Here is a 22863-nt window from a genome sequence, read left to right on the forward strand (position 1 = left end):
CGGAATATCAGTGAGGCTAACCTATGGTTCAAGTACTTCTGGCTGCCGCTCTGTCATCCATCGCGTTGGGTGCGCTCTCCGGATTCGCCGTTCTGGCTTCTGTGGACTACCCAGCCAAGCTTCGCGCCCTGGGCGTGGTCAACCCGATGCGCGTGCGGCAGGCACATCTGGACTGGATCATCATGGGGACGGTGATGGCGGTCACCGCGCTTGCCAATCCGCAGCTTCCTGACTGGGTCGCTGCGCTGGTGATGTTTGGTGGCGTGGTAAATCCCCTGACGTTTGTGCCAATGGCGTTCTCCACCACGGTGGAGACCACCAAGGCGTTTCAATGGGTGTCGCTCGTGTCGTTTGTTTCGCTGAGTGTGGGACTGATTGCAGCGGCAGTTATATTTATCGGTGGTTGATGCTTTTTTGGCGCCGCAGCAGCTTTCGGCGCGGTGGTGACTTGAACCACGACCGCTACGCGGTCGATCGCAGGCTGTCGCCAGCGGCTACACCGGCTCGGCTTGCATCCGTAGCCGCTGCCGAGGAACGAAGCTGCGATCGACTGCGCAGCAGTCGCCAGGTAGGCGCAACCGTCTTGCACAGACTGTGTGGTTATGCGACCTACCGCTATCGATGAAAAACGCAGGCATCTCAGCCCGATCAGACGCCTCCCTTGGCCTGTTGTTCCAGGTGTACCTGCAATGTCGGATCGATTTGCAGTGCGCCGGCCAGTTCATCAAGGTAGGCCCGCTCTGCGTCCTGCTGGTCATCCACCAGCATCACGCTGGCCAGGTACATTTCCGCGGCCATGGCCGGGTCCTGGGCCGACTGAGCCACCTCGGCAGCATCGAGTGGCTTGCTGACTTCCTCATCCAGCCATTGCTGCAGTTGCGGGTCGCTGGTTTGACGTTTGATTTCAGCGTAGATCAACTGTTCTTCTTGCTTATCGATGCGACCGTCAGCCTTGGCTGCCGCAATCAGCGCGCGCAAGATTGCATGGCTGTGATCCTCGGCCTCGGGGCCGGACAATTGATCGACAGTACGAACCGCCTGCTGCGGGGCTGCCGCCTGGCTGCGCTGCCAGCTTTGATAAGCCTGGAACGCCATCATGCCCAACGACGCCAGGGCCGCGTAATTGGTGCCACCAGCGGAGCGCCCCTGTGTAGAGCCGCCAGCGCTGCTGCCACCACCGCCACCCAACAGGCCGCCCAGTAAACCACCAAGGCCATTACTGCCACCCGTTGCACTGCCGCCGCCAAGCAGGCCACCCAGCAAGCCGCCCAAACCGCCCAGGCCGTCTTGCGATGGCATGCCGCCGCTCCCTTGTTGCGCCTGCGAGCCCTGCCCGGCCCGAAGTAACTGTTCGAGTAGATCACTGGTGTTCATGGCACCGCCCTCGGTCGGTAGTTATTGCCCAGACAAGCAACGATAGCCCCCTGAAAGCGATCCGCCATGACCGTCTAGCCGACAGGCAACCCGGGGCTTACCGAGCAAGCAGGTTTATGTGAGCATATCCACCCTGCTGTGCCCCATGAGAGGCTGTATGTCGATTTTCAACAAAAGCACCCTGACGCTGACCCTGGCCGTCGTCGGCCTGTTGGGGCTGTCGAATCTGCAGGCTGCCAGCACACCCACTACCAAGCCGGAGCCTGAAGTAAACGTCGCGGTGCTCGGCGGCAAGTTCAGCTTCAACCTGCCGGCAGGCTTCAACGCCAGCCCGCTGAGCGCCGATGAGCAGAGCAGCGAAGGCGCCGGCGCCGTGGGTACCCTGTATGCCAATGCGCAGGAAAAGCGCGTGGTCATGGTGATCGAGAAACCCCTCCCCGACGCTTCTCGCACCGGCGACAACGACGATGCCTTCCTCGACGGCGCCGTCAGTGGTTTCGTCGACCGCCAGAGTGCCGGGCTGCCAGACTTTCGCCAAACCGGCGAATCGCGCCTTAGCCGCAACGGGCTGGGTGTGCGACAAGTCGACAGTACGGCGACCCTGGGCGGCGGCAAAACGTTGAACAGCACCTTTATCGCCGGCTCCGGTGATCGCATGGCCGTCATCCAGGTCATTTCCCGCGGCGACGACGCCAGCGGTCATGCTGCGCTGGTCAAGCGAATCGCCCCACGTTTCGAAGGCACCTCCGACTGACTCCTGTTGGCTGTTTTTTGCCGGCCTGACATGAAGGCGTCAGCCTGGAACAGAGGCATTGCCCCCCATAAATTTGTCCCCTTTGCTCGTGAACCTTGTGTACAGGACCGCAGTCTTAGCCGAGCCCTTTTATCGGCATTACCGCCGTCATCCCATCAGAGCTGTTCGCCCCATGCGCCAAGCCGTCCGCTGCTCCCGCTTTGTCTCGCTCTGCCTCATTCCTTTGCTCCCCCTGTTCGCCAGCCCCGCCCTTGCCAGCGGGGAAAGACAACTGGTGGAGGCTATCAACGACTACCGCGCCCAGCCCCAGCGCTGCGAGAGACGTGTGGTTCAGGTCTCGACGCCGCTGACGTTGAAGTCGAACCTGGCGTTGCCGGTTGGCTATGGCGGCGCTTTGCGAGAAAGGTTGAAGACTGCCGGGTATCAGGCGGTGACGGTGCGGAGCATCCGTCTGGTCGGCGCGCAAGATGCCGAGGAGGCCTTTGACATGCTCCAGAGCGACTACTGCGCAGCCCTGCTCGATACTCAGTTTGCCGATATCGGCGTCAGTCGCGCCCGGAATGAGTGGCGGGTGGTGCTGGCGCGCCCCTTGCTCGATGCTCAGCTGGGCGATGGACGGTCCGCGAGCAAAGCGTTGCTGGCACAGGTCAACGCAGCACGGGCGAAGCCACGCCTGTGTGGTCGCCAGCGCTTCGCAGCGGCACGTCCGTTGACCTGGAATACCGCCCTGGGGGCGGCGGCGCAGAAGCACAGCCGGACGATGGCCAACAGCAATTTCTTCGCACACCGTGACCCCGACGGTGACATGCCGGCAGACCGGGCGAGGGATGCCGGTTACCGTGGCCGTCGGATCGGTGAAAACATCGCCGCCGGACAGGGCTCACCGAGCAAGGCGATGACAGGCTGGCTGGCCAGCCCCGGGCATTGCGCCAATCTGATGAACCCGATGTTTACCCAGGTGGGGGCGGCCTATGCCGCGAACTCGCGTAGCGATGAGGGTGTGTATTGGACGATGCTGTTCGGCGCGCCTTGATGGGGCGCGAGCCCCGGCTGGCTCCCCATCGTTATTCGACCATCAAGGCGCCTGGTTCTGGCAGCGCCGTCACCCGATCGGCCCATCTGCCTCCTTAGGCCTCCTCGATCTTCTGGTGGATGGCGACCAGATCCGGGAAAAACTTCAGGCAATGAGCGGTGAAGAACTCGCGGGATTTGTTGATCCGGTACTTATCGAACAGGCAGTGCAAGGCCTGCTCAAGTTTTGAATAGTTTGTGGTTTCAAGCTGACTGATGATCGTGAAGCGAAATGGCACCCCCGTCGTATAAAGCTGGGTGATGCGCTTATCGACGGGGCCGGTAGTGATCCCGATCTTGACTATTTCGACTTGGTCAGCGGTATAGAGACCGGTGGAGAGCACGTACAAGGTGCCGATATCGGCCTCCAGCTTGGCAAGATCTTCCCCTTCGATGAAATCATCGTCCTTGATCTCGACTGAGGCCGCATCCGCCAGGAGCGTCATCAGGTGAGGCTTACGGCTTTTATCTGCAGCGATGTCCGATGCGCCTCTGCAGGCCAGATAGATTCGGGCCAGAACCGCATGGTCCACGTCCTTGTAGTTGCCAGCCGCGACGTTTTTTAGATGACTCGGGGTGCCGACGTGCTGGGGGTAATCAACCTTCACGATCTCTCGGATCTGCTGGGGTGTCAGTCCTTCAGGATGCTGGCGAAGAATTTCGCGCACTACATCGATGAAGCTGAGTTCGTTGTGCATTTCAAGTCCTGAAAATTCTGCGATCCGTTGATGGTATCAGCGGGCCGGGGAATGAAACATAGTCTGCGCGCACTGCAGAACGACGCGTGTCGCCCCAACGCTGCCGGTGACAATCGCGTGTAACCAGTACAAGAACTCATTAGCCCACTCCCACCGCCCTCTTTTGGCCGTTCCCGACATCCGCGATGACACCGCCAGGGTTCGATAGCGGACGGCCGCAGCTGATATGCGATATCTTGCCGCCCCGAAACCCGGCTTGTATTCATGGAGGAACAATTGCGGATTTACATGACAGGCGCCTCGTGCGCGGGCGTGACCACTCTGGGTGAAAACCTCGCCTCACCGTTCGGTATGCGACATGCCGACATCGAGGACTTTTTCTGGCTGCCAACCAACCCTGCTTTCTCGACCAAGCGTCCTGTCAGTGAACGCGTGCCATTGATCCGACAAACACTGGGTGACGACGATTGGCTGCTGACCGGCTCCTGTATGCCGTGGGCTTCGCAGTCTGATGAACCGAGCCTTTCAGGACGTAACCAGGCCTGGCACGAAAGGTGGCTTTCAGCGCAGACGTCTGCGGTTTTAGAAATTGACGGGGCAAACAGTGCTGAAAAGATGGCGGCTGAAGTCAGTCACTCGTTGGCGAGGATGAATAAGGATGCTTAGCCTGTGACCAGCTGGAGCGATTTCTACAAAAAGACTGAAAAGCGGGGTATATCTCCCCTCCTCTCCAGGGCATTGCAACTTGCCCCGGAGCACGGCGACAACCGTCAAGCCATCGATCTGGGTTGCGGTGCAGGTAACGAAGCACGCCAACTTTTAGAAGCAGGCTGGCACGTGCTCGCCATCGATAACGAGCCAGAAGCTATTGCTCGAACCACCGCAACCTGCTCAGGTTTAGACGCAGCCCAACTGACCACCTGGCTGATGGATTTTGAGCAGATACCCGATCTGCCTCAGGCGATGTTGATCCATGCCGGCCTGTCGCTGCCCTTCTGCCGGCCTGATCGCTTTCAACACCTTTGGGACCAGATCCTGAACGCATTAAAGCCCGGCGGCGTGTTTGCCGGCCATTTGTTTGGTGTCCGGCATGGGTGGTCGGCATTCGATCATTTGTCATTCCACACTGAACAGGAGATCCGAAGCCTGTGCGACAGGATGGACATTTCATTGTTGCGTGAATCTGAGACGTTAATGGAGGGGCGCTCCGGGCCACTTAATTGGCATCGTTTCAATTTTGTTGTGACCAAGCCCACACAATCCCGGGGTACTGCTCGCGGGTGAAGCTATCTTAGTTCTGGCAACGCCCGTTTTTGTGTCTCATCTGGTCGCCTGCCCAAGGAGCCCCCATGCCACTGGTACGCATAGACATCAAACGACACCCCGATCCCGCGCACCTGCCCAGGCTTGGACAAGTCGACTATAGCGCCATGAAACGCACGATCAATGTCCCCACCATGACAACTTCCAGGTACTGACCGAGCACGGCAGCATCACCAAACATGTGCTCAACGAATCCCGGTGTGGTGTGCTGTTGCCGGCGTTCTTCTCCAACGGTGCCACCGTCAAGCCATCGCGCTCCACCAACTCAGGTGCCAAGTGGGCGTACAGCGACACCGAGACCCAGCGTTTTTTCACCAGCACCACCTGGACAACGACTGGTTGGTCAAGCTGGAAGCCCACTTCCGCCGCGACGGCGTCGACAACCTGACCTCGTCGGTCAATGGCCAGATCAACGCCGTGGATCACTCGGCCAGCGCGTTTACCAGCAAATACTACTCGACCTCCAGGACAACGTCGCCGAAGCCGATGGCCTTCGTCTGGATGTGCCCATCTCCACCGCCTACCGTGCTGCCTCCGGGGTCTCGACCCGTGGTTTTGAAATGGAAGTCTCTGGCGAACTGATGCCCGACTGGAACGTGCAGGGTGGCTATACCTACCGCCACTCCGAAGACAAGGACGGCGCCAAGGTCAGCACCACCCAACCTGAACAGATCCTCCGCCTGGCAACCACCTACCGCCTGCCTGGCGCCCTCAACCGCATGACCGTTGGCGGGAATGTCTCCTGGCAGAGCAAGATCCACTACGACACCACACTGGGGTTCGGTAGCAACGCTATCGACGCCCATTTCGAGCAGAAGGCCTACACACTGGTCGGGCTGATGACTGCATATGACTTCAGCCGCAACCTGCGGGGCAATCTCAACCTCAACAACCTTACCGACCGCAAGTACTTCAGCGGCATGGGCAGCTACGGCTCGACCCTCTACGGTGACCCCCGCAACATCATGGCAAGCCTTAAATACGACTTCTAATCGGTAGAAACGGATGCGTAAAGGCGCAAAGCCACTGATTTTCGCCATTTCGCCTATCCTCATAGTCCACCCAAAGAAACTGACTTCACGCTGGGCTGCACTTTGTTCAACCAGGCCACGATCCTGATCTGGCCTCCACTTCATTGAGGAGATGCGAACATGGGGTATGTCACTACGCAGGACGGTGTCGAGATCTTTTACAAAGACTGGGGCCCGCGCGATGCCCAGGTGATTTTCTTTCATCACGGATGGCCGCTCAGTACCGACGACTGGGATGCGCAGATGCTGTTTTTCCTGGCCAATGGCTACCGGGTCGTTGCGCACGACCGGCGGGGCCATGGGCGATCCAGCCAGGTCTGGGACGGCCACGACATGGATCACTACGCCGACGACGTCGCGGCCGTGGTCGATCATCTTGGCGTGCTGGGTGCTGTGCATGTGGGGCACTCAACCGGCGGCGGAGAAGTCATCCATTACATTGCCCGTCACGGCGAGGACCGCGTGTCGAAGGCTGCCATCATCGGCGCGGTGCCGCCGTTGATGGTCCAGACCCCAAGCAACCCTGGCGGCTTGCCGAAGTCGGTGTTCGATGACTTGCAGGCACAGCTCAAGGCCAACCGCGCGCAGTTCTACCATGACATTCCAGCCGGGCCTTTCTATGGTTACAACCGCCCCGGTGCAATGCCGTCCGAGGGCATTATCCGCAACTGGTGGCGCCAAGGCATGATGGGCTGCGCCAAGGCGCATTACGACGGGATCGTTGCCTTCTCCCAGACAGACTTCACCGATGACCTGAAGAGCATCACGATCCCCGTGCTGGTGATGCATGGCGATGATGATCAGATCGTGCCTTACGAGAACTCCGGGCTGTTGTCGGCCAAGCTGTTGCAGAACAGCACGCTGAAAACCTACGCCGGCTACCCACACGGCATGCCTACCACACACGCCGATACCATCAACGCCGACTTGCTCGCATTCGTTCGAGGTTGAACAACGGGGGAGCGGGTAATGATCCTGCTCCCCTTCTCCACCCACCAAATCGAAATGAACCCTGGCCGCCTCGCCAAGCCTAACCTCCAGAACCTACTGGAGGCTTACATGGAAAACGGTCATATCTGGATCTCTCTCGCAGTCCTGCTCACCCTGGTCGAACTCTGGGCCATCAAACGCATCATCGGCAGCAAAAGCCGGGCGGACCACAAGATGTTGTGGATCGTGTTCATCGTCTTTGTGCCGGTGCTCGGCCTGATCGTCTGGGCAGCGGCCGGACCTAAATCGAGCCCGGGTGTGCCGATTTCACGCGAAGGCTGAAGGCACTCGCTCCTGCCTGCGATCGACCGCACAGCGGTCGTGATTGATGCAGGTCAAGACGCCCGGCGTGGTTCGCGAGAGGATGGCTGGAAGCAAGGACTGCACAAGGAGCTATTCATGTCCCCGTTGAACCACATTCTGGTTGCTACCGATTTATCCAGCGCTGCCCGCAACGCAGCAGAGCGAGCGGCGCAATTGAGCAAGGCGCAGAGCGCATCACTGGATCTGCTCTACGTCGCCAACCCGGCCCCCTACGAGCGCCTCAAGCAGGTCGTGGTACCGGATGACGACTTGTTGAGTAGCGTGCTGGAGACAGCCAGCGAAAAAGCCCACGAGCTGGCAGACCTGCTGTTCCAGCGCTACGACATCGCTTCTGGCGTACAGGTCGCGTCGGGCTCGGTGACCACGGAGATCACCCGTGTAGTGCAGGACAAACGCACCAACCTATTGGTGTGCGGAGCAAAGGGGCAAAGCCTGGCTCGCCGCCTGCTGCTGGGCTCTACCGTGCAACGCATGCTCAACCGCATGCTCTGCCCCATGCTGGTGGTCAAGCACGCCCCGCGTGATGCGTACCGTACCCTGCTCGTTCCCGTTGATTTCTCGCCTTCATCGCTTCGCGCCATCGAGCTGGCGAAGTCCGTGGCACCGCAAGCCGAGATCATCCTTCTGCACGTTTACGAAGCGCCCTTCGAGGGCAGCATGCGCTTTGCCCACATCGACCAGGACACCCTCACCCACTACCGCAACGTCATCAAGAAAGACGCCGTGGAAAAACTCGCGGCATTGAGCGAAGCCGCCGGGCTGGTCAATGCCCGGCAGATCGTGGTGCACGGTGACCCGGCCTGGCGGATCGTTGAGCAGGAACAGGAACTGGACTGCGATTTGATCGTGATCGGCAAACAGGGTGAAAGCGCACTGGAAGAGCTGTTGATCGGCAGCATCACCAAACATGTGCTCAACGAATCCCAGTGTGATGTGCTGGTGTCACTGTAGGCCGTGCGGTCGATCGCAGGCTGTCGACAGCGGCTACCGCGGTTGCACGCCGTAGCCGCTGCCGGGGAACGAGGCTGCGATCGACTGCGCAGCAGTCGCCAGGTAAGCGCAACGGTGTTGCTGCCGCAGGCCGCGACGCATTTCGTCCAATAAGAAAATAAATAGCAATACTTCTTATTTACATGCGATTGACAAGTATTTAAGCTTCCTGGCGCGACTAACCCGGTCGTACCACAGAGCCGCCGATCGTGCCGATTGTCCCCTCGCCCGAGCCAATGTCTGGAGCCCGCCGTTGAACTGGCAGGACATCGATCTGCGCTGGGCCTACAGTGACCTGCTGCTCAGCCTCAGTCGTCAGACCCGTTGCGTGCAACGTGCCTATGATGTGCTGCACGACGCCCTCCTGCGATTCGCGCTGGCCCGCCACCCCCAGCCATTGACACAGCCCAACGCCTACCTCAGGCAGGTCGCGCAGTCGGTGTTGATCGACCATTTCCGTCGCAACGCCCGTCTGCAGCCACTGCCCGAGCACCATGAAGAAGCCGGCGATACGCATTTCGCCCCGTCCGCCGAGCACTTGCAGGATATCCAGCAGCGGCTGGTGGCCCTGCAACGCATCCTCGACTGCCTGCCGCCGCGCTGCCGCGAAGTATTCTGGCTGGCGCGCATCGAAGGCTGCGCGCAGAGCGAGATCGCCCAGCAGTTGGGTATCAGCCTGAACATGGTGGAGCGGCACATGGCCCGTGCCCTGGTCGACCTGCGCAACGCCCGTGAACTGCTAGGCCCATGAGTACAGTTCGCGACCAGGCTGCGCTGTGGTTTGCGCGCATGTACAACGCCGCGGCCGACCATCCTGAACGCGCGCAATTCGAGACTTGGCTGGCCGCCGACCCACGACACAGCAGCGAATATCATGAGCTCGCCGAACTGTGGGGCGACCTGGCCTCCACTCGACACACCGAAGCGCTGGCCCAGGCCATGGAGCAGAACCGTCGGCGCCAGCGCCGCCGACTGCTGCAAGGGGGTGTGTTGACGGTGTTGCTGGCATTGGGTAGCACACTTGGCTGGCACGCCCATCGCTATGGCCCGCTGGAACTCGAGCTGCACACCGGCATCGGCGAACGACAGGTGCAGCAGTTGCGTGACGGCACTGAACTCATGCTCGACGCCGACACCCACCTGCGCCTGCGCTACGCCGCCACCTTGCGCCAGGTCGAACTACTGCGCGGCGAGGCCATTTTCTCAGTGGCCAGCCAGCCACAGCGACCCTTCGTCATCAACAGCGGCCTGGCCCGGGTACGGGTGTTGGGCACCCGCTTTGTGGTCAATCGCCTGCCAGACCGGCTTAGGATCAGCGTCGATCATGGCCTGGTCCAGGTCGACAGTCTCTCCCGCCCCGGCGAAAGCCAGGTATTCAAGGCCGGCCAAGTCGCCGAGGTGAGCGCCGACGGGCGCCTGCACCGCCTGCCTCGCGCTGCCAGCGACGCCTTCACCTTTGAATTGGGGCGTTTGGTGTTCGACCAGGCCGACCTGGCGGAGGTCGCCGCCAGCCTGTCGCGCTATCGCCAGGTACCTGTGCGGGCCGGCAGCGGCAAAAGCCCCCGAATCAGCGCTGTGGTGCAACTCGACGATATCGAAGGCTTCCTTCAGTCGCTCCCACAGGTCGTGCCGGTGCGTCTGCTCGATGAAGCGGGCACCACCCTCCTGCAGCCCATCCCCGCGCAGGCAAGTGTCAGTGAAACTACCGCTCGTCCGCATCGCAAATAATTCGCAATCACAACATCAGGGTAAAGCGCCCCCCGCGCGTTAGTGCTAGAGCTATCAAACACAAGAAGGATTATCTGCATGCCGATGCAATCGACCCTGCGTGCCCTGTCGGCCGCAGTGGCCATGACGCTGGCCACCCAGGCCCTGGCCGCGCCCATCGACCTCAACCTGCCAGCCCAGTCGCTGGCGACCTCACTGCGTCAATTGGGCGAAGCCGCTGGCATGTCCATCGCCGTCGACAGTAGCCTCGTCCAGGGTCGCCAGGCGCCGGCGGTCAGCGGCCAGCTGGACGTGCGCAACGCGCTGACCCTGCTGCTCGCAGGCAGCGGCCTGAACTACCAACAGAGCGGCAACACCCTGATCGTCAGCCAACCGAGCGGGAATGCCCTGGAGCTCGGTGCGACCAGCATCAATGACTCCTCCCTTGGCGCTACCACCGAGGGCACCGGCTCCTACACCACCGGCTCGACCGCCACCGCGACCAAATTGCCGCTGTCGATCCGCGAAACACCGCAGGCAGTGAGCGTGATGACCCGCCAGCGCATGGAAGACCAGAACCTCACCCAGTTATTGGACGTGGTCAAGCAGGCACCGGGCCTGAGTGTCAACCAGGGCGGCAACGCAGGGTCGGACTCGAGCCAGATTTTCTCGCGTGGCTTTGCCGTCGAAAACTACCAGGTCGATGGCTTGCAGCGCCTGGACAGCAACTACAAATCCGTGGCCCAGAGCAGCGACATGGTCCTGTACGACCGCGTCGAGATCATTCGCGGCGCCACCGGCCTGACCAATGGCGTGGGCACTCCCGGTGCCACCGTGAACTTGATCCGCAAGCGCCCGACTGCCGACTTCCAGAGCAGCGTGTCGGTCGCTGCCGGTTCGTGGAACTACCAGCGCAACGAGGTCGATGTCAGCGGCCCGTTGAACGACAGCGGCACCCTGCGTGCCCGCGTGGTCGGTGCCTATCAAGACAACGAGTCGTACATCGACCGTTTCAACGAACGCAAAAAGGTGTTCTACGGCATCATCGAGGCTGATCTGACACCCGACACACTACTGACCTTTGGCATGGACTCGCAGTCCCACGAAGCCGACGACCATGCCCGCAGTGGCCTTCCCCTGTTCAACAGTGACGGCTCGCGGGCCAAATGGTCCCGCTCGGATTCGGCGGCCGCCAGCTGGGCCTATTCCGACCGGCACTTCACCACCGGTTTCGCCACCCTCGAGCACAACCTTTCCGAGCGCTGGAAAGCCAAGCTGACCCTGAACCGCGACCGCTATGAATACGATGAAGTGCTCGGCTATGCCGCCGGCGGCAACCCTGACCCTGCGACCGGGGCCGGTGTCAATCTGTGGGCCGGGCGCTGGGCAGCCAAGCCCGTGCAAACGAGCGCAGACCTGAACATCGCGGGCAACTTCGACCTGTGGGGCCTCGAACACGATGCGGTATTCGGGTATACCCGACAGCACACGCAGTACCGCACCAACGGCTATCCGCTGTGGTGGTTCGATGGCTGGAGCAATGCCATCCCGAACATCTACACCTGGAACGGCGACACCCCCGGCAAACCGCCGCTGCCGGCCACCAGCCGCATTGACTATCAGGAAGATCAATCTGCCACCTATGGCAGCACTCGCCTGCGTCTGACCAACGATCTCTCGCTGATTCTCGGTGCCCGCGTCAACGACTGGAAGAACACCGTCAAGACCGACTACTACGACGAGACCCCGGACACCGACGTCCGTCGCCAGGAAACCGGCGTCGTTACGCCATTTGCCGGTGTGGTCTACGACCTCGACCAGCACTGGTCGGTGTATGCCAGCTATACCAGCATCTTCAAGCCGCAGAGCAACAAGGACATCAACGGCCAATACATCGACCCGCTCGAAGGCGACGGCTACGAGGTCGGCAGCAAGGCCGCCTTCTTCGATGACCGCCTGAACTTCGGCCTGGCATTGTACGAAATCAAACAGGACAACCTGGCCGTACTCATCCAGCCCAACGTCCCGGTGCCCGGTGGTGGCTTCGCCTACCGAGCCGAATCGGGCACCAAGACCCGCGGCTTCGAGCTGGAGGTCAGCGGCGAACTGGCCCCGGACTGGCAGGCCAGTGCCAGCTTCAGTCGTAACATCGTACAGAACGCAGAGGGCGGCAAGCTCAACACCAACGTCCCGCAGAACACCTTCAAGCTGTTCAGCACCTATACCCTGCGCGGCATTGGCAATGGGTTGACCCTGGGCGGAGGGGTGAACTGGCAGAGCAAGATCTACAGCGACAACCAGGGCCCGAACCGCGTGCGCTTTACCGAGGACGACTACGCCGTGGTCGACCTGATGGCACGCTACCCGATCACCCGCCAGTTGAGTGCCACCGTCAACGTCAACAACTTGTTTGACGAGGAGTACTACACCAGCACGGCCGGCAGCAGCTACTACGGCACCCCGCGCAACGCAACGGTAGGCCTGAAGTACGACTTCTAGGTCATCCGCAGCGGCAATGCAAAACGCCCAGCCCTTAAAGGACTGGGCGTTTTCAGTTACCACTCCAGGTTGTTCAAAAAAAGGTCAGCACCAGGTTGAACAGCATTGCCGCCACGAAGCCGGCGGGCGCCGCACGCAGCAGCAGTTGCGGGAACAAGCGCGTGCGGCTCTGCTCATCGGCGCAAGAGCTCAGAATCAGGCTGCCGCCCGAGGAGAACGGCGAAATGGACGTCGCCTGAGCACCCACGACAATGCTGACGAACAGCACCATCGGGTCAATGGACATCGCCGCCGCCAACGGCGGCACCATCGGGAACAACGCCGGTGTGACCACCCCCAGGGTACTGGCGAAGACCGACATCAGGGCCGCGACGATACCGAACACCAGCGCTACCATGATCGGCGAGATATTGCCGCCGATCCACGAAGCCAGGGCGTCGATGGCACCGGCCTTGATCGCCACCGAGATCAGCATACCGACGCCACAGATCATGATCAGCGTGCCCCACGGCAACGAGGCAATCGCCTTGCGCTCGTCGCCAAGCTTGAGCACCAGCGCAACCACCGAGAACACACTGGCGATCAGGCCGATGTCCACCTTCGAATTGAAGAACGTCACTGCCGAGTTGTCAGGGAACAGGATCAGCGCGATCGGCCCGGCCAGCACGATCAGCATCATCAGTACAGTCAGCGACAAGGTGATCTTCTGCTCGCGGTTGAGCGGGCTCGGGGGCTCTACCGTAATGGCGGCGTTCTTCAGTGCGCGGCCGTGACCGGCGACGAAGACGAACACGGAAATGACCACCAGCGGAATCACCATGGTGCTGGCGAAGATGGCCAGGCCGTTGATGAAGGCTTCACTTTCGGGAACCCCAAGACCGGTCATGAGGCCGCGGAAAATGATGCCACTCTGGCTCGACACAAAGTTGGCGCCGCCCAGCGCACCATAGTTGACCGCCATGCCGCCCAGGATCAGGCTCATTCCGGTGCGCTGGCATAGCATCAAGGTCAACGGCGCCATAAAGGCCAGCACCGTGTAGTAGCCCGCCCCAAGGCCGGCAATCACACAGGCAGTGAGGAACACCGCATAAGGCAGCAAATGCGGCGCGTTGCGACAGCGATAAAGCAGATGCTCGGCCAGCTTCTCCAGCGTGCCATTGACCGTGGCGAAGCTGTAGAACAGGCAGACCGAGAAAATGATGAAGAAGATCTTCAGCGGCCACATGGCAATGACTTCAGACGGGCTCAAGCCCATGCCGAAGCAGCCCAGCAGGTAGGCGAAGGCGATAGCGAACAGGCCGATGTTGACCCTGGTGATGTAACCCAGGGCGACAGCAAGAACGATCGCGGCGACGACGTAGAGGCTCATCATAATGCGTGTACCTGATTAGTCTGGTGAAGCTCAACGCGCCGACGCGGCGAAGCCGAACAGTTTCGAAGGGTTGTCCACCAGCACCTGGCGACGCTCCAGCGGATCGGGCAACAAAGCCTCAAGCCACGCGAATTGCTCGTCATAGCCGGTGCGTGACTCGAACTGGGTATGCGGCCAATCGCTGCCCCAGACGAGGCGATCGATACCGCCGCACGCCGCGCGCAAATGCGTCAACACGGCGACCGCACGCACTAGGTCGGACTGGCTGCGATACGCAGCAGACAACTTGACCCACACCCGCTGCTCCCCGAGCAACACAAGCAGCGCCTGGTGTGCAGGGTCAAGTGGATCGATGTCGCGCTGGGGCAGCGCGAAGTGGTCTACCACCACCGTGACGCCTGACTCAATGATGGCTGGCAGCACCTGACTCAGCGCGTCAAACACAGCCTGAATCTCCACTTGCCAGCCTAGCCGTGCCAAGCGCTGGAAGAAGGTTTGCCATTGCGCTGCAGTGAAGTCATTCGGTGCCCTGCCGATCAGGTTCAAGCGGGCACCGACCACGCCAGCATTGGCCAGCGCTTCGAGCTGTGCGTCGTCGATCTGTGGGTCGACGACCGCCACCCCACGCAAACGCTCCGGGAAACGCATCAGCGCTTCGAGCATGAAATGGTTGTCGGTGCCCAGGAAGCTGGGCTGGATCAGCACGCCATGGGCAAGGCCACAGCGATCCAGGTGCGCCAGGTAGTCTTCTACCAAGGCATCGTAATCGGGACTGTAGCGGCGATCAGCGGCCATCGGCAGGTCATGGCGAAAGATGTGGGCGTGAGAATCGACGCCCGCAAGCGGCATGGACATCAAGAGCTACCTCTATTGATTTTTGTTAGGGGCCACGGGGTGATGCATTCGCGGCCAAATTCATATAGATGACTGAATGACCATATCTATAAACAACCATTACTGTCAATCTGGCGACTGAGGTAAAGTGGCGCATGGCTTGAAATCGGATCGATGGTATGACCCCTAATCACCTTGGACATGACGAGCGTCTCCCGCTCTATCAACGGCTTCGCGACGAGATCGTGGCGAAAATCGCGGTCGGCGAATGGCTGCCGGGCGAGGCGATTCCCACAGAAGCTGAACTGACTCGCAGTTACGGCGTTGCCGTCGGTACCGTGCGCAAGGCGGTCGACACCCTGGTCAGTGAAGGACTCCTACTGCGCGCGCAGGGCCGTGGCACTTTCGTGCGCCGCCCCAACTTCGACGGATCACTGTTCCGCTTCTTTCGCCAGGTCAACGCCAGCGGTGAATCACAGGTTCCGCAAAGCCTGATACTGACCCGCACCCAGGAACCCCCGCCTGCCCAGGTTCGCCAGGCACTGAACCTGGCGGTAGGGGAAACCACCCTTTGCCTGGAGCGTCTGCGCCTGATCGAGGGCCAGCCGTTGCTTCACGAGCAGATCTGGCTGCCTGCTGCAAAATTCGGCCCCCTGCTAGCGATCGACCTGAGCGACTTCGGCACCTTGCTCTACCCCTTCTATGAAGAGCACTGCGGCATGCGCGTGGCCTCGGCACGGGAAACGCTGACGGTAACGTCGGCCGACGAAGCGTTGGCTGGCGTGTTGCAGGTGGCGGTGGACAGCCCGGTGGTGGTGGTCGAGCGCGTGGCGCTGGGGTATGACCGCCAACCGCTTGAGTACCGGTTGTCGCGGGGGGCGGCAGATACTTTTCGCTATCAGGTCGAGATTTCGTAGTCCCGGTCCGCCGAGGTAGCCGCTGGCACAGCCTGCGATCGACCGCTGCGCGGTCGGGGTTCAGGAGAATTCCCCTACATTCCCTGTATACAAAAACTCATTATTCTGGTTACATAATTCCACGCCTACGACACCGGTAATCGCCGGTGCGTATTGCGACGGTCCAAAGCCATGCAACACCCATTGCTGCTCGCACCTGTCGAGCGTCATCCACGAACGTCGTTCCACGACGCATTCGTCTCTATCGCGTACACCCACAAAGCTTCCTGGATCACCTTTGAATGCCTGCCGCTGTGCCAGGCTCCACAGGGTGGACTGGATCATCTGCCGGTCACTTCACGCCACTGCTCGGCCAAGCCCAGGACACGCTCCCGGGCAGCACCGCTGCGCGCACGTACGCGCTGATCGATCCAGCCCGCCAGGGATTGTCTCCACGCAGTGCCGGGGTACAAGGGCTTCATTCAAGCGGCCCCCCCCCGTGCCTGCAACAGAACCAAGTTGAATGCCAACTCCAATCGGGAGAGGAATACGTATGCCCAAGACATTACTGGTCAAGAACGCCGAACTGCTGGTGACCATGGATGGCGAACGCCGGGAGATCAAACGCGGTGGCCTGTACATCGAGGACAACCTGATCAAGCAGGTCGGCCCCAGCGAAACGTTGCCGCAAACGGCCGATGTGGTGCTGGACATGGCCGGCAAAGTGGTCATCCCAGGCCTGGTCAACACTCACCACCACATGTACCAGAGCCTTACCCGCGTAGTACCGGCGGCCCAGGACGGCGAACTGTTCAACTGGTTGACCAACCTGTACCCCATCTGGGCACGACTGACGCCCGAAATGATCGCCGTGTCGACCCAGACCGCGATGGCTGAACTGATGCTCTCCGGCTGCACTACCTCCAGCGATCACCTCTACATCTATCCCAACGGCTGCAAGCTCGACGACAGCATCCACGCCGCCGGGGAAATCGGCATGCGCTTCCACGCCGCACGCGGCAGCATGAGTGTCGGCCGCAGCCAGGGTGGCCTGCCGCCCGATTCGGTGGTGGAGAAAGAAAGCGACATTCTCAAGGAGTCCCAGCGCCTGATCGAGGACTATCACGATGCCAGCCACGGTTCGATGCTGCGGGTTGTGGTGGCGCCCTGCTCGCCCTTCTCGGTGAGCCGCGACCTGATGCGCGAAGCCGCGGTGCTGGCGCGCCAGTACGGTGTATCGATGCACACGCACCTTGCAGAAAACGTCAACGACATCGCCTACAGTCGCGAAAAGTTCGGCATGACGCCGGCCGAGTACGCCGAAGACCTGGGCTGGGTCGGCCACGATGTGTGGCATGCCCACTGTGTTCAACTCGACCAGCACGGCATCGAACTGTTCGCCCGTACCGGTACCGGCGTAGCCCACTGCCCGTGCTCGAACATGCGCCTGGCCTCGGGCATTGCGCCCATCCGCAAGATGCGCGACCACGGCGTACCGGTGGGCCTGGGTGTCGACGGTTCGGCCTCCAACGATGGCGCCAGCATGATCGGTGAAGTGCGCCAGGCGCTGCTGTTGCAGCGGGTCGGTTTCGGCCCCGATGCGATGACCGCTCGCGAGGCGCTGGAAATCGCCACCCTGGGCGGCGCCAAGGTGCTCAACCGCAATGACATCGGTGCCCTGGCCCCCGGCATGATCGCCGACTTCGTCGCGTTCGACCTTGGCCATGTGTCCTATGCCGGCGCCCATCACGACCCGCTCGCTGCCCTGGTGTTCTGCACCCCGACCCACGTCGATACCAGCGTGATCAATGGCCGCGTAGTGGTCAAGGATGGTCGCATCACCACCGTCGACCTGCCCCTGGTGCTGGAGCGCCACAACCAGCTGGCCCGTCAGTTGGTAATCGGCGACTGACCCTCGTTCAAGCCGTTGCGCTCATTGCCGGGCGCAGCGGCGTGACACCCGTTCTACCCCACAGAACGCATCCACTGCGACTGAGACCGTGCTGTTAGACGCATCAAAATAACAAAAGCGAGCTACTCACCATGACATCTCCCGCTTCATCTCGTCCCGAAGACGAGAACCTCGGCGTTGGCGCCAACCTGGCCTACGGGCTGCAGCATGTGCTGACGATGTATGGAGGCATCATCGCCGTTCCGCTGATCATCGGTCAGGCGGCCGGTCTTTCATCTGCCGAGGTTGGCCTGTTGATCGCTGCCTCGCTGTTCGCCGGCGGCCTGGCGACGTTACTGCAGACACTTGGCATTCCCTTCTTTGGCTGTCGCCTGCCGTTGGTCCAGGGGGTGTCCTTCGCCGGCGTCGCCACCATGGTCGCCATCATCGGCAGCGACGGCACTGGAGGATTATCAGTGGTGTTCGGGGCGGTGGTCGCCTCATCGTTGATCGGCCTGCTGATCACGCCGCTGTTCTCGCGCATCATCAAGTTCTTTCCACCGCTGGTGACAGGTATCGTCATTACCACTATCGGCCTGACCCTGATGCCGGTCACCGCGCGCTGGGCCATGGGTGGCAACAGCCAGGCCGCCGATTTTGGCAGCGTGGGCAATATCGGTCTGGCGGCGTTCACGCTGGTTACCGTGCTGCTGCTCAGCAAGCTGGGTAGCGCCAGCCTCTCGCGTCTGTCGATTCTGCTGGCGATCGTGATTGGCACGCTGGTAGCCGCAGCCGTTGGCATGGCCGACTTCTCGCAGACCCTTGAAGGGCCGTTGGTGGCCCTGCCCGAGATCCTGCACTACGGCATGCCGCAGTTTCAGGTCGCTGCCATCCTGTCGATGTTGATTGTGATCATCGTGACCATGGTCGAGACCTCTGCCGACATTCTCGCCGTCGGCGCGATCATCGAAACCAAGGTCGACTCGAAGCGTCTTGGCAACGGCCTGCGCGCCGACATGATCTCCAGCGCCCTGGCGCCGCTGTTCGGCTCCTTTACCCAGAGCGCGTTTGCGCAGAACGTCGGCCTGGTCGCCGTGACCGGGGTGAAGAGCCGCTATGTGGTGGCCACCGCCGGCCTGATCCTGGTGACGCTCGGGCTGCTGCCGGTCATGGGCCGCCTGGTCGCCGCCGTGCCTACCGCCGTTCTCGGCGGGGCTGGCCTGGTACTGTTCGGCACCGTCGCGGCCAGCGGCATCCGCACCCTGGCCCAGGTGGACTATCGCAACAACATGAACCTGATCATCGTCGCCACTTCGATCGGCTTCGGCATGATTCCCATTGCAGCACCGAACTTCTACCATCACTTCCCGGCCTGGTTCGAGACCATTTTCCACTCCGGCATCAGCTCGGCTGCGATCATGGCCATCCTGCTCAACCTGTTGTTCAACCATCTGCGGGCCGGCAACTCCGACCAGCAGTCGGTATTCGTCGCCGCCAGCGAGCGCACCCTGCGCTACCGCGATGTCGCCGGGCTCAACGAGGGTGATGTGTTCCGCGATGGCAAGTTGTTCGACTGCGACGGCAACGAAGTGCCGATCGTGGAAACCGACGAGGACCATGAACCAACCTCGGCACCGCGCAGAAACCACCTCGAACCGGCGCACTGACCGACCATGAATCAGGCATAGCGACGCGCAGGCGTCGCTATGCCCCAGGTCACGAAACAACGCCACGATCACGACGTTGTCCCCGCCTTTCACTTGCCCCCGGGTCGCTTCCGACCTGGCCGCGGCCAAGCACATCGCCCCACCCCCTTGCACCCCACGCCGGTGAAAATACTTGAACTGATGCGCGCCGTGGGCGCTGTCGCGCTGATTGCCGAACGTCGCTTCAGCGACGCGTTGGTGCCGCTGATGGACGATCTGCCGCAAATCGCTCACTGCATCAGCGTTGGTGACAGCACCGCGTTGGGCAGTGACTACGAGGCGTTGCTGGCGCGCTCGGCGGCCAGCGAGCCGCACGCCCTAGGCTTCATAGGAGCAGGCACGTTTTCAATGTGTGCGGGCGGTCACCCTCCACAGTCGAAAAGCTCTGCTCCTACTTTTTATCAGGCTGAAGCAGCGGCACCGCCGCTCCTGCCCCCTATGGCATACTTGAGCCTTTTGTAATGGGAATGGTTGTCACATGGGATACACACCGGTTGATACAGCGCGCTGGGGCCGCAAGGAGCATTTCGAGACATTCCAAGCCGTGGCCCAGTGTACGTTTAGCCAAACCGTCCAGCTGGATATCACCAAGGTCTTGGAGCGCACCAGGGCGCAGGGCTGGAAGTTCTACCCCAGCATGATCCACCTGATCGCCCGGCTGCTGAACCAACACCCGGAGTTTCGCATGGCGATGAAAGACGAAGCGCTGGTGACCTGGGATGTGATTCACCCAAGTTTCACGATTTTCCATAAACAAACCGAGACCTTTTCGTCACTGTGGAGCCATTACGATGAAGACCTCGGTCAGTTCCTGCAGACGTTTTCAGACGACGAGCAGCGCTATCGCGATGATGTCGCGTATTTCCCCAAGGGGTTCATCGAGAACCTGTTCTTCGTGTCGGCCAACCCTTGGGTGAGCTTTACCAGCTTTGATTTCAACATGGCCAACATCCACAACTTCTTCGCCCCCATGTTCACCATCGGCAAATACTATGCGCACGGTGACAAGGTGCTGATGCCACTGGCGGTGCAAGTGCATCATGCGGTGTGCGATGGTTTTCATGTCGGCAGGTTGATCAATGAGCTGCAAATGGCCTGCGATGACTTCTAACGGCAATCGTTGATGTATCGCGCCGCCGTAGTCGCTGGCGACAGCCTGTGATCGAGCGCGGAGCGGTCGTCTGGATACCCTCTACGACCGCGTTGCAGCCGATCGCAGCCTCGTTCCTCGGCAGCCGCTACGGTTGCCGTTTCCCCGTAGCCGCTGGCGACAGCCTGCGATTGGCCGCGCAGCGGTCGTAGCGTTGCTCAGTGAACCGGCAAGGCCATCGGACGCATCGGTGCGGCGTCGGCACCGCGCAGTTTCAGCGAAGCCCCCACGAACGCGAATTGGTAGACGCGGTCCCGGGCCAGGCCTTCCAGGTTCACCAGTTCAATGATCGGCGCGCCCTGCATGGCCAGTAGATAGGTATGCACGGGCAGGTAGTTGCCCTCGACTTCCGAAGGGAAGGTCTCGAAGCTCAGGTTGTCGGCCCCCACCACCATCGCACCGCTGTCCTCCACCAGGAACTTCGCTGCATCCAGGCTCAGGCCCGGGGGGTTGGTCATGTAGGCCTGGGCGTTGTCATAGTCACGCATGCGTCCGGTACGGATCAACACGACGTCACCTTTCTCCAGCGCCACGCGCTGCTTGGCCAGGGCCTGCTGCAGATCGCTGCGGGTAACGCGGTAGTTGTCCGCCAGTTGCTCCAGGCCCTTGGCCGCGGCAACATCGATCATCACCCCGCGCGCGATGATCGGCGGCAGCTTTTCTGCACCTGTGACATTCCAGCCACGGTCGCCCAGGTGCTGGTCGGCACGAAAGCCGTTCCAGATCTTGCCGTCGAGACCGAAGTGATTGAGCGCATCGATATGGGTGCCCATGTGGGCATACATGGAAACCGCCGAACCGCTGTAGCTGACGTGCTGGTTCATCGGTTCGCCAACCTTCATCGGGTCGGCGATGACATTGCCGTGCGGGGTGTGGGTCATCCACATCTGGTAGGGCGGGTCACCCGCCGCTTGCCAGCTGGGCATGCCGACAAAGTACTCCACCGCCAGGTCGTAGGCCGGGGCCCCGTTGACCCGGGCCATGATCGCGGCCTGCGACTGCGGGGTCATGAGGTTCAGGCGCCCGATCTCGTCCTTCTCTCCCCAGGGGCTGATACCCACCTCGGGCTTGGCCAGCGCACCGGCACTGCACAGTGCGCCGAGCATCGGCACGACGGCCAACCGGGTGACATTCTTGATCCACGAACGCAGCAACATGAGATGACTCCTGTAAAAGGGAGCAGTCATGTTATTGACTGATGCATCATAGATAATCAGGCGTTTCGTTGATTGATATTCAACCCAGGAGAAAATATATGGATGTATGGGTGGCCATGCGTACGTTTCGCCGGGTGGTCGAACGCGGCAGCTTCAGCCTCGCGGCTGTCGACCTGGGGCAATCCACGGCTGCGGTGAGCAAGCAGGTGCGGCAACTGGAGGAACGCCTGGGCAGCCTCTTGCTGGTGCGCACCACTCGCCGCATGAGCCTGTCCGAGACCGGCCAGGCGTACTTCAGCGAATGCTGCCACTTGCTCGATGAACTCGACGCCCTGGAACGTGCGACCCAGCTCGGCGCCAGCGAGCCCAGCGGCCGCCTGCGCGTCAACGCGCCGCTGTCATTCGGCCTCAAGGTGCTGTCGCCGATCCTGGTGGCATTCATGCAGCGCTACCCACAGCTCAAGGTCGAGCTCACCCTCGACGACCGCTTGCTGGACGTCGTCAGCGAAGGTTTCGATGTGTCGCTGCGAATTCGCAGTCACCTGCCGGACTCATCCCTGGTCGCCCGGCGCCTGGGCGACGTTGAGCAAATGATCTGCGCCGCACCGGCTTACCTGGAGGCCAACGGCACGCCGCACAGCGTCGACGACCTGCGCGAGCACAGCTGCCTGGCCTATCGCCTGGCCGAGCACCCGGGCAGTTGGCACCTGCAAGGCCCGCAAGGCAACAGCCGCCTGGAGCTGCCGGTGCGCCTTGCGGTAGACAACAGCCTGATGCTCAGCGACCTGTTGCTGGCCGGCCTGGGCATCGGCGCCCTGCCCTCGTTCATCGCCCAGCCCTTGCTCGACAGCGGCCAACTGCTGCAACTGCTCCCCGGGCAGTCGATGCCACGGCGCTCGATCTATGCCCTGTACGCCAGCCACAGGCATGTGTCGCAGAAAGTGCGGGTGTTTGTCGACTTCCTCGCCGATGCACTCCCTGCCGGCATGGCAACAGCCGCAACACCTGCTCCGTAGCCACTGCCGCCTGGCTGCGCAGCAGTCGCTTCAGGGATTTTACGACCGCTTCGCGGCCGATCGCAGCCTGGCGGCAGCGG

25 protein-coding genes and 1 pseudogene are annotated in these 22863 nt (G+C 61.4%); 19 read left to right on the forward strand and 7 right to left on the reverse strand.

Translation table 11 applies throughout. The annotated features are described in order from the left end of the window. Positions 1-23: 23 nt before the first annotated feature. Positions 24-407, forward strand: coding sequence for a hypothetical protein (locus ABVN19_RS11660; RefSeq protein WP_028946023.1), 384 nt, complete (start codon positions 24-26; stop codon positions 405-407). Between the two features lie 241 nt (positions 408-648). Here the strand turns inward: ABVN19_RS11660 and ABVN19_RS11665 are convergent, their stop codons facing one another. After that, positions 649-1374: a tellurite resistance TerB family protein gene (locus tag ABVN19_RS11665; RefSeq protein WP_028946022.1), complete on the reverse strand. Its 726-nt coding sequence runs from the start codon at positions 1372-1374 to the stop codon at positions 649-651. Positions 1375-1531: 157 nt separating this feature from the next. Here ABVN19_RS11665 and ABVN19_RS11670 point away from each other — a divergent pair, with 157 nt between their 5' ends. Together ABVN19_RS11670 and ABVN19_RS11675 are read left to right on the forward strand one after the other, a co-directional pair. Continuing rightward, entirely contained in the window at positions 1532-2128 is a 597-nt protein-coding gene (locus tag ABVN19_RS11670) for a hypothetical protein (protein ID WP_028946021.1), read from the forward strand. A 172-nt stretch (positions 2129-2300) separates the two neighbouring features. Then, positions 2301-3161, forward strand: coding sequence for a CAP domain-containing protein (locus ABVN19_RS11675; RefSeq protein WP_028946020.1), 861 nt, complete (start codon positions 2301-2303; stop codon positions 3159-3161). Positions 3162-3255: 94 nt separating this feature from the next. On the opposite strand, the gene ABVN19_RS11680 is transcribed toward ABVN19_RS11675, so the two are convergent. Beyond that, entirely contained in the window at positions 3256-3897 is a 642-nt protein-coding gene (locus ABVN19_RS11680) for a GIY-YIG nuclease family protein (protein ID WP_028946019.1), read from the reverse strand. Between the two features lie 264 nt (positions 3898-4161). Here ABVN19_RS11680 and ABVN19_RS11685 point away from each other — a divergent pair, with 264 nt between their 5' ends. The 10 genes and pseudogenes from ABVN19_RS11685 (at position 4162) to ABVN19_RS11730 (ending at position 12761) form a co-directional block, all read left to right on the forward strand. Then, complete coding sequence (locus tag ABVN19_RS11685) at positions 4162-4563, forward strand: hypothetical protein (RefSeq protein ID WP_028946018.1); 402 nt, start codon at positions 4162-4164, stop codon at positions 4561-4563. Positions 4564-4566: 3 nt separating this feature from the next. Then, positions 4567-5181, forward strand: coding sequence for a class I SAM-dependent methyltransferase (locus ABVN19_RS11690; RefSeq protein WP_028946017.1), 615 nt, complete (start codon positions 4567-4569; stop codon positions 5179-5181). 65 nt (positions 5182-5246) lie between these two features. Further along, positions 5247-5383: pseudogene (locus ABVN19_RS11695) on the forward strand (tautomerase family protein); the annotation flags it as partial. A gap of 16 nt (positions 5384-5399) precedes the next feature. Further along, positions 5400-6212 carry a TonB-dependent receptor gene (locus ABVN19_RS11700; protein WP_105641969.1) on the forward strand — a complete coding sequence of 271 codons (813 nt, stop codon included), beginning with the start codon at positions 5400-5402 and terminating at the stop codon, positions 6210-6212. A gap of 159 nt (positions 6213-6371) precedes the next feature. Beyond that, a complete protein-coding gene (locus ABVN19_RS11705; RefSeq protein WP_105641968.1) occupies positions 6372-7202 on the forward strand; it encodes an alpha/beta hydrolase in 831 nt (276 codons plus the stop codon). Between the two features lie 18 nt (positions 7203-7220). Beyond that, the gene (locus ABVN19_RS11710) at positions 7221-7523 is read left to right on the forward strand and encodes a PLD nuclease N-terminal domain-containing protein (RefSeq protein WP_245219128.1); all 303 of its coding nucleotides are present in this window, start codon (positions 7221-7223) and stop codon (positions 7521-7523) included. Between the two features lie 117 nt (positions 7524-7640). Further along, positions 7641-8516, forward strand: a complete 876-nt coding sequence (locus ABVN19_RS11715) for a universal stress protein (protein ID WP_028946012.1) — start codon at positions 7641-7643, stop codon at positions 8514-8516. Positions 8517-8808: 292 nt separating this feature from the next. Continuing rightward, positions 8809-9306 (forward strand): sigma-70 family RNA polymerase sigma factor, encoded by a 498-nt coding sequence (locus ABVN19_RS11720; RefSeq protein ID WP_028946011.1) that lies wholly within the window; start codon positions 8809-8811, stop codon positions 9304-9306. Next, the gene (locus tag ABVN19_RS11725; RefSeq protein WP_105641967.1) at positions 9303-10283 is read left to right on the forward strand and encodes a FecR domain-containing protein; all 981 of its coding nucleotides are present in this window, start codon (positions 9303-9305) and stop codon (positions 10281-10283) included. The genes ABVN19_RS11720 and ABVN19_RS11725 overlap by 4 nt, the downstream gene beginning before the upstream one ends. Positions 10284-10361: 78 nt before the next feature. Then, complete coding sequence (locus tag ABVN19_RS11730) at positions 10362-12761, forward strand: TonB-dependent receptor (protein ID WP_105641966.1); 2400 nt, start codon at positions 10362-10364, stop codon at positions 12759-12761. A gap of 73 nt (positions 12762-12834) precedes the next feature. Here ABVN19_RS11730 and ABVN19_RS11735 read toward each other — a convergent pair whose 3' ends face one another. After that, the gene (locus ABVN19_RS11735; RefSeq protein WP_028946009.1) at positions 12835-14133 is read right to left on the reverse strand and encodes an SLC13 family permease; all 1299 of its coding nucleotides are present in this window, start codon (positions 14131-14133) and stop codon (positions 12835-12837) included. A gap of 30 nt (positions 14134-14163) precedes the next feature. After that, a complete protein-coding gene (locus ABVN19_RS11740; protein WP_028946008.1) occupies positions 14164-14988 on the reverse strand; it encodes an amidohydrolase family protein in 825 nt (274 codons plus the stop codon). A gap of 158 nt (positions 14989-15146) precedes the next feature. On the opposite strand from ABVN19_RS11740, the gene ABVN19_RS11745 reads away from it, so the two are divergent. Then, positions 15147-15884, forward strand: coding sequence for a GntR family transcriptional regulator (locus ABVN19_RS11745; RefSeq protein ID WP_028946007.1), 738 nt, complete (start codon positions 15147-15149; stop codon positions 15882-15884). Positions 15885-15944: 60 nt separating this feature from the next. Here the strand turns inward: ABVN19_RS11745 and ABVN19_RS11750 are convergent, their stop codons facing one another. Both ABVN19_RS11750 and ABVN19_RS11755 read right to left on the reverse strand, forming a co-directional pair. Next, positions 15945-16208, reverse strand: a complete 264-nt coding sequence (locus tag ABVN19_RS11750; RefSeq protein WP_146117326.1) for a hypothetical protein — start codon at positions 16206-16208, stop codon at positions 15945-15947. Further along, a complete protein-coding gene (locus ABVN19_RS11755; RefSeq protein WP_158259231.1) occupies positions 16205-16345 on the reverse strand; it encodes a hypothetical protein in 141 nt (46 codons plus the stop codon). The genes ABVN19_RS11750 and ABVN19_RS11755 overlap by 4 nt, the downstream gene beginning before the upstream one ends. 71 nt (positions 16346-16416) lie before the next feature. Here ABVN19_RS11755 and ABVN19_RS11760 point away from each other — a divergent pair, with 71 nt between their 5' ends. The 4 genes from ABVN19_RS11760 (at position 16417) to catA (ending at position 20571) form a co-directional block, all read left to right on the forward strand. After that, entirely contained in the window at positions 16417-17775 is a 1359-nt protein-coding gene (locus ABVN19_RS11760; protein WP_028946006.1) for an 8-oxoguanine deaminase, read from the forward strand. Positions 17776-17906: 131 nt separating this feature from the next. Then, positions 17907-19421 (forward strand): nucleobase:cation symporter-2 family protein, encoded by a 1515-nt coding sequence (locus ABVN19_RS11765; protein WP_028946005.1) that lies wholly within the window; start codon positions 17907-17909, stop codon positions 19419-19421. Between the two features lie 162 nt (positions 19422-19583). Then, positions 19584-19922: a hypothetical protein gene (locus tag ABVN19_RS11770; RefSeq protein WP_146117325.1), complete on the forward strand. Its 339-nt coding sequence runs from the start codon at positions 19584-19586 to the stop codon at positions 19920-19922. 16 nt (positions 19923-19938) lie between these two features. Next, positions 19939-20571: a type A chloramphenicol O-acetyltransferase gene (catA, locus tag ABVN19_RS11775; protein ID WP_105641964.1), complete on the forward strand. Its 633-nt coding sequence runs from the start codon at positions 19939-19941 to the stop codon at positions 20569-20571. 197 nt (positions 20572-20768) lie between these two features. Here the strand turns inward: catA and ABVN19_RS11780 are convergent, their stop codons facing one another. Then, positions 20769-21767: a cyclase family protein gene (locus ABVN19_RS11780; protein ID WP_105641963.1), complete on the reverse strand. Its 999-nt coding sequence runs from the start codon at positions 21765-21767 to the stop codon at positions 20769-20771. A 98-nt stretch (positions 21768-21865) separates the two neighbouring features. Here ABVN19_RS11780 and ABVN19_RS11785 point away from each other — a divergent pair, with 98 nt between their 5' ends. Beyond that, a complete protein-coding gene (locus ABVN19_RS11785; protein ID WP_028946002.1) occupies positions 21866-22783 on the forward strand; it encodes a LysR family transcriptional regulator in 918 nt (305 codons plus the stop codon). Positions 22784-22863: the final 80 nt, after the last annotated feature.

Source organism: Pseudomonas vranovensis, from assembly GCF_040438935.1.
GTDB lineage: Bacteria > Pseudomonadota > Gammaproteobacteria > Pseudomonadales > Pseudomonadaceae > Aquipseudomonas > Aquipseudomonas vranovensis.

What these genes read in the sequence shown, in the direction of transcription:
- ABVN19_RS11660 (WP_028946023.1), top strand. Translation starts at nt 24, where the DNA reads ATGGTTCAAGTACTTCTGGCTGCCGCTCTGTCATCCATCGCGTTGGGT.
- ABVN19_RS11665 (WP_028946022.1), bottom strand. Translation starts at nt 1,374, where the DNA reads ATGAACACCAGTGATCTACTCGAACAGTTACTTCGGGCCGGGCAGGGC.
- ABVN19_RS11670 (WP_028946021.1), top strand. Translation starts at nt 1,532, where the DNA reads ATGTCGATTTTCAACAAAAGCACCCTGACGCTGACCCTGGCCGTCGTC.
- ABVN19_RS11675 (WP_028946020.1), top strand. Translation starts at nt 2,301, where the DNA reads ATGCGCCAAGCCGTCCGCTGCTCCCGCTTTGTCTCGCTCTGCCTCATT.
- ABVN19_RS11680 (WP_028946019.1), bottom strand. Translation starts at nt 3,897, where the DNA reads ATGCACAACGAACTCAGCTTCATCGATGTAGTGCGCGAAATTCTTCGC.
- ABVN19_RS11685 (WP_028946018.1), top strand. Translation starts at nt 4,162, where the DNA reads ATGGAGGAACAATTGCGGATTTACATGACAGGCGCCTCGTGCGCGGGC.
- ABVN19_RS11700 (WP_105641969.1), top strand. Translation starts at nt 5,400, where the DNA reads ATGTGCTCAACGAATCCCGGTGTGGTGTGCTGTTGCCGGCGTTCTTCT.
- ABVN19_RS11705 (WP_105641968.1), top strand. Translation starts at nt 6,372, where the DNA reads ATGGGGTATGTCACTACGCAGGACGGTGTCGAGATCTTTTACAAAGAC.
- ABVN19_RS11710 (WP_245219128.1), top strand. Translation starts at nt 7,221, where the DNA reads ATGATCCTGCTCCCCTTCTCCACCCACCAAATCGAAATGAACCCTGGC.
- ABVN19_RS11715 (WP_028946012.1), top strand. Translation starts at nt 7,641, where the DNA reads ATGTCCCCGTTGAACCACATTCTGGTTGCTACCGATTTATCCAGCGCT.
- ABVN19_RS11725 (WP_105641967.1), top strand. Translation starts at nt 9,303, where the DNA reads ATGAGTACAGTTCGCGACCAGGCTGCGCTGTGGTTTGCGCGCATGTAC.
- ABVN19_RS11730 (WP_105641966.1), top strand. Translation starts at nt 10,362, where the DNA reads ATGCCGATGCAATCGACCCTGCGTGCCCTGTCGGCCGCAGTGGCCATG.
- ABVN19_RS11735 (WP_028946009.1), bottom strand. Translation starts at nt 14,133, where the DNA reads ATGATGAGCCTCTACGTCGTCGCCGCGATCGTTCTTGCTGTCGCCCTG.
- ABVN19_RS11740 (WP_028946008.1), bottom strand. Translation starts at nt 14,988, where the DNA reads ATGTCCATGCCGCTTGCGGGCGTCGATTCTCACGCCCACATCTTTCGC.
- ABVN19_RS11745 (WP_028946007.1), top strand. Translation starts at nt 15,147, where the DNA reads ATGACCCCTAATCACCTTGGACATGACGAGCGTCTCCCGCTCTATCAA.
- ABVN19_RS11750 (WP_146117326.1), bottom strand. Translation starts at nt 16,208, where the DNA reads ATGATCCAGTCCACCCTGTGGAGCCTGGCACAGCGGCAGGCATTCAAA.
- ABVN19_RS11755 (WP_158259231.1), bottom strand. Translation starts at nt 16,345, where the DNA reads ATGAAGCCCTTGTACCCCGGCACTGCGTGGAGACAATCCCTGGCGGGC.
- ABVN19_RS11760 (WP_028946006.1), top strand. Translation starts at nt 16,417, where the DNA reads ATGCCCAAGACATTACTGGTCAAGAACGCCGAACTGCTGGTGACCATG.
- ABVN19_RS11765 (WP_028946005.1), top strand. Translation starts at nt 17,907, where the DNA reads ATGACATCTCCCGCTTCATCTCGTCCCGAAGACGAGAACCTCGGCGTT.
- catA (WP_105641964.1), top strand. Translation starts at nt 19,939, where the DNA reads ATGGGATACACACCGGTTGATACAGCGCGCTGGGGCCGCAAGGAGCAT.
- ABVN19_RS11780 (WP_105641963.1), bottom strand. Translation starts at nt 21,767, where the DNA reads ATGTTGCTGCGTTCGTGGATCAAGAATGTCACCCGGTTGGCCGTCGTG.
- ABVN19_RS11785 (WP_028946002.1), top strand. Translation starts at nt 21,866, where the DNA reads ATGGATGTATGGGTGGCCATGCGTACGTTTCGCCGGGTGGTCGAACGC.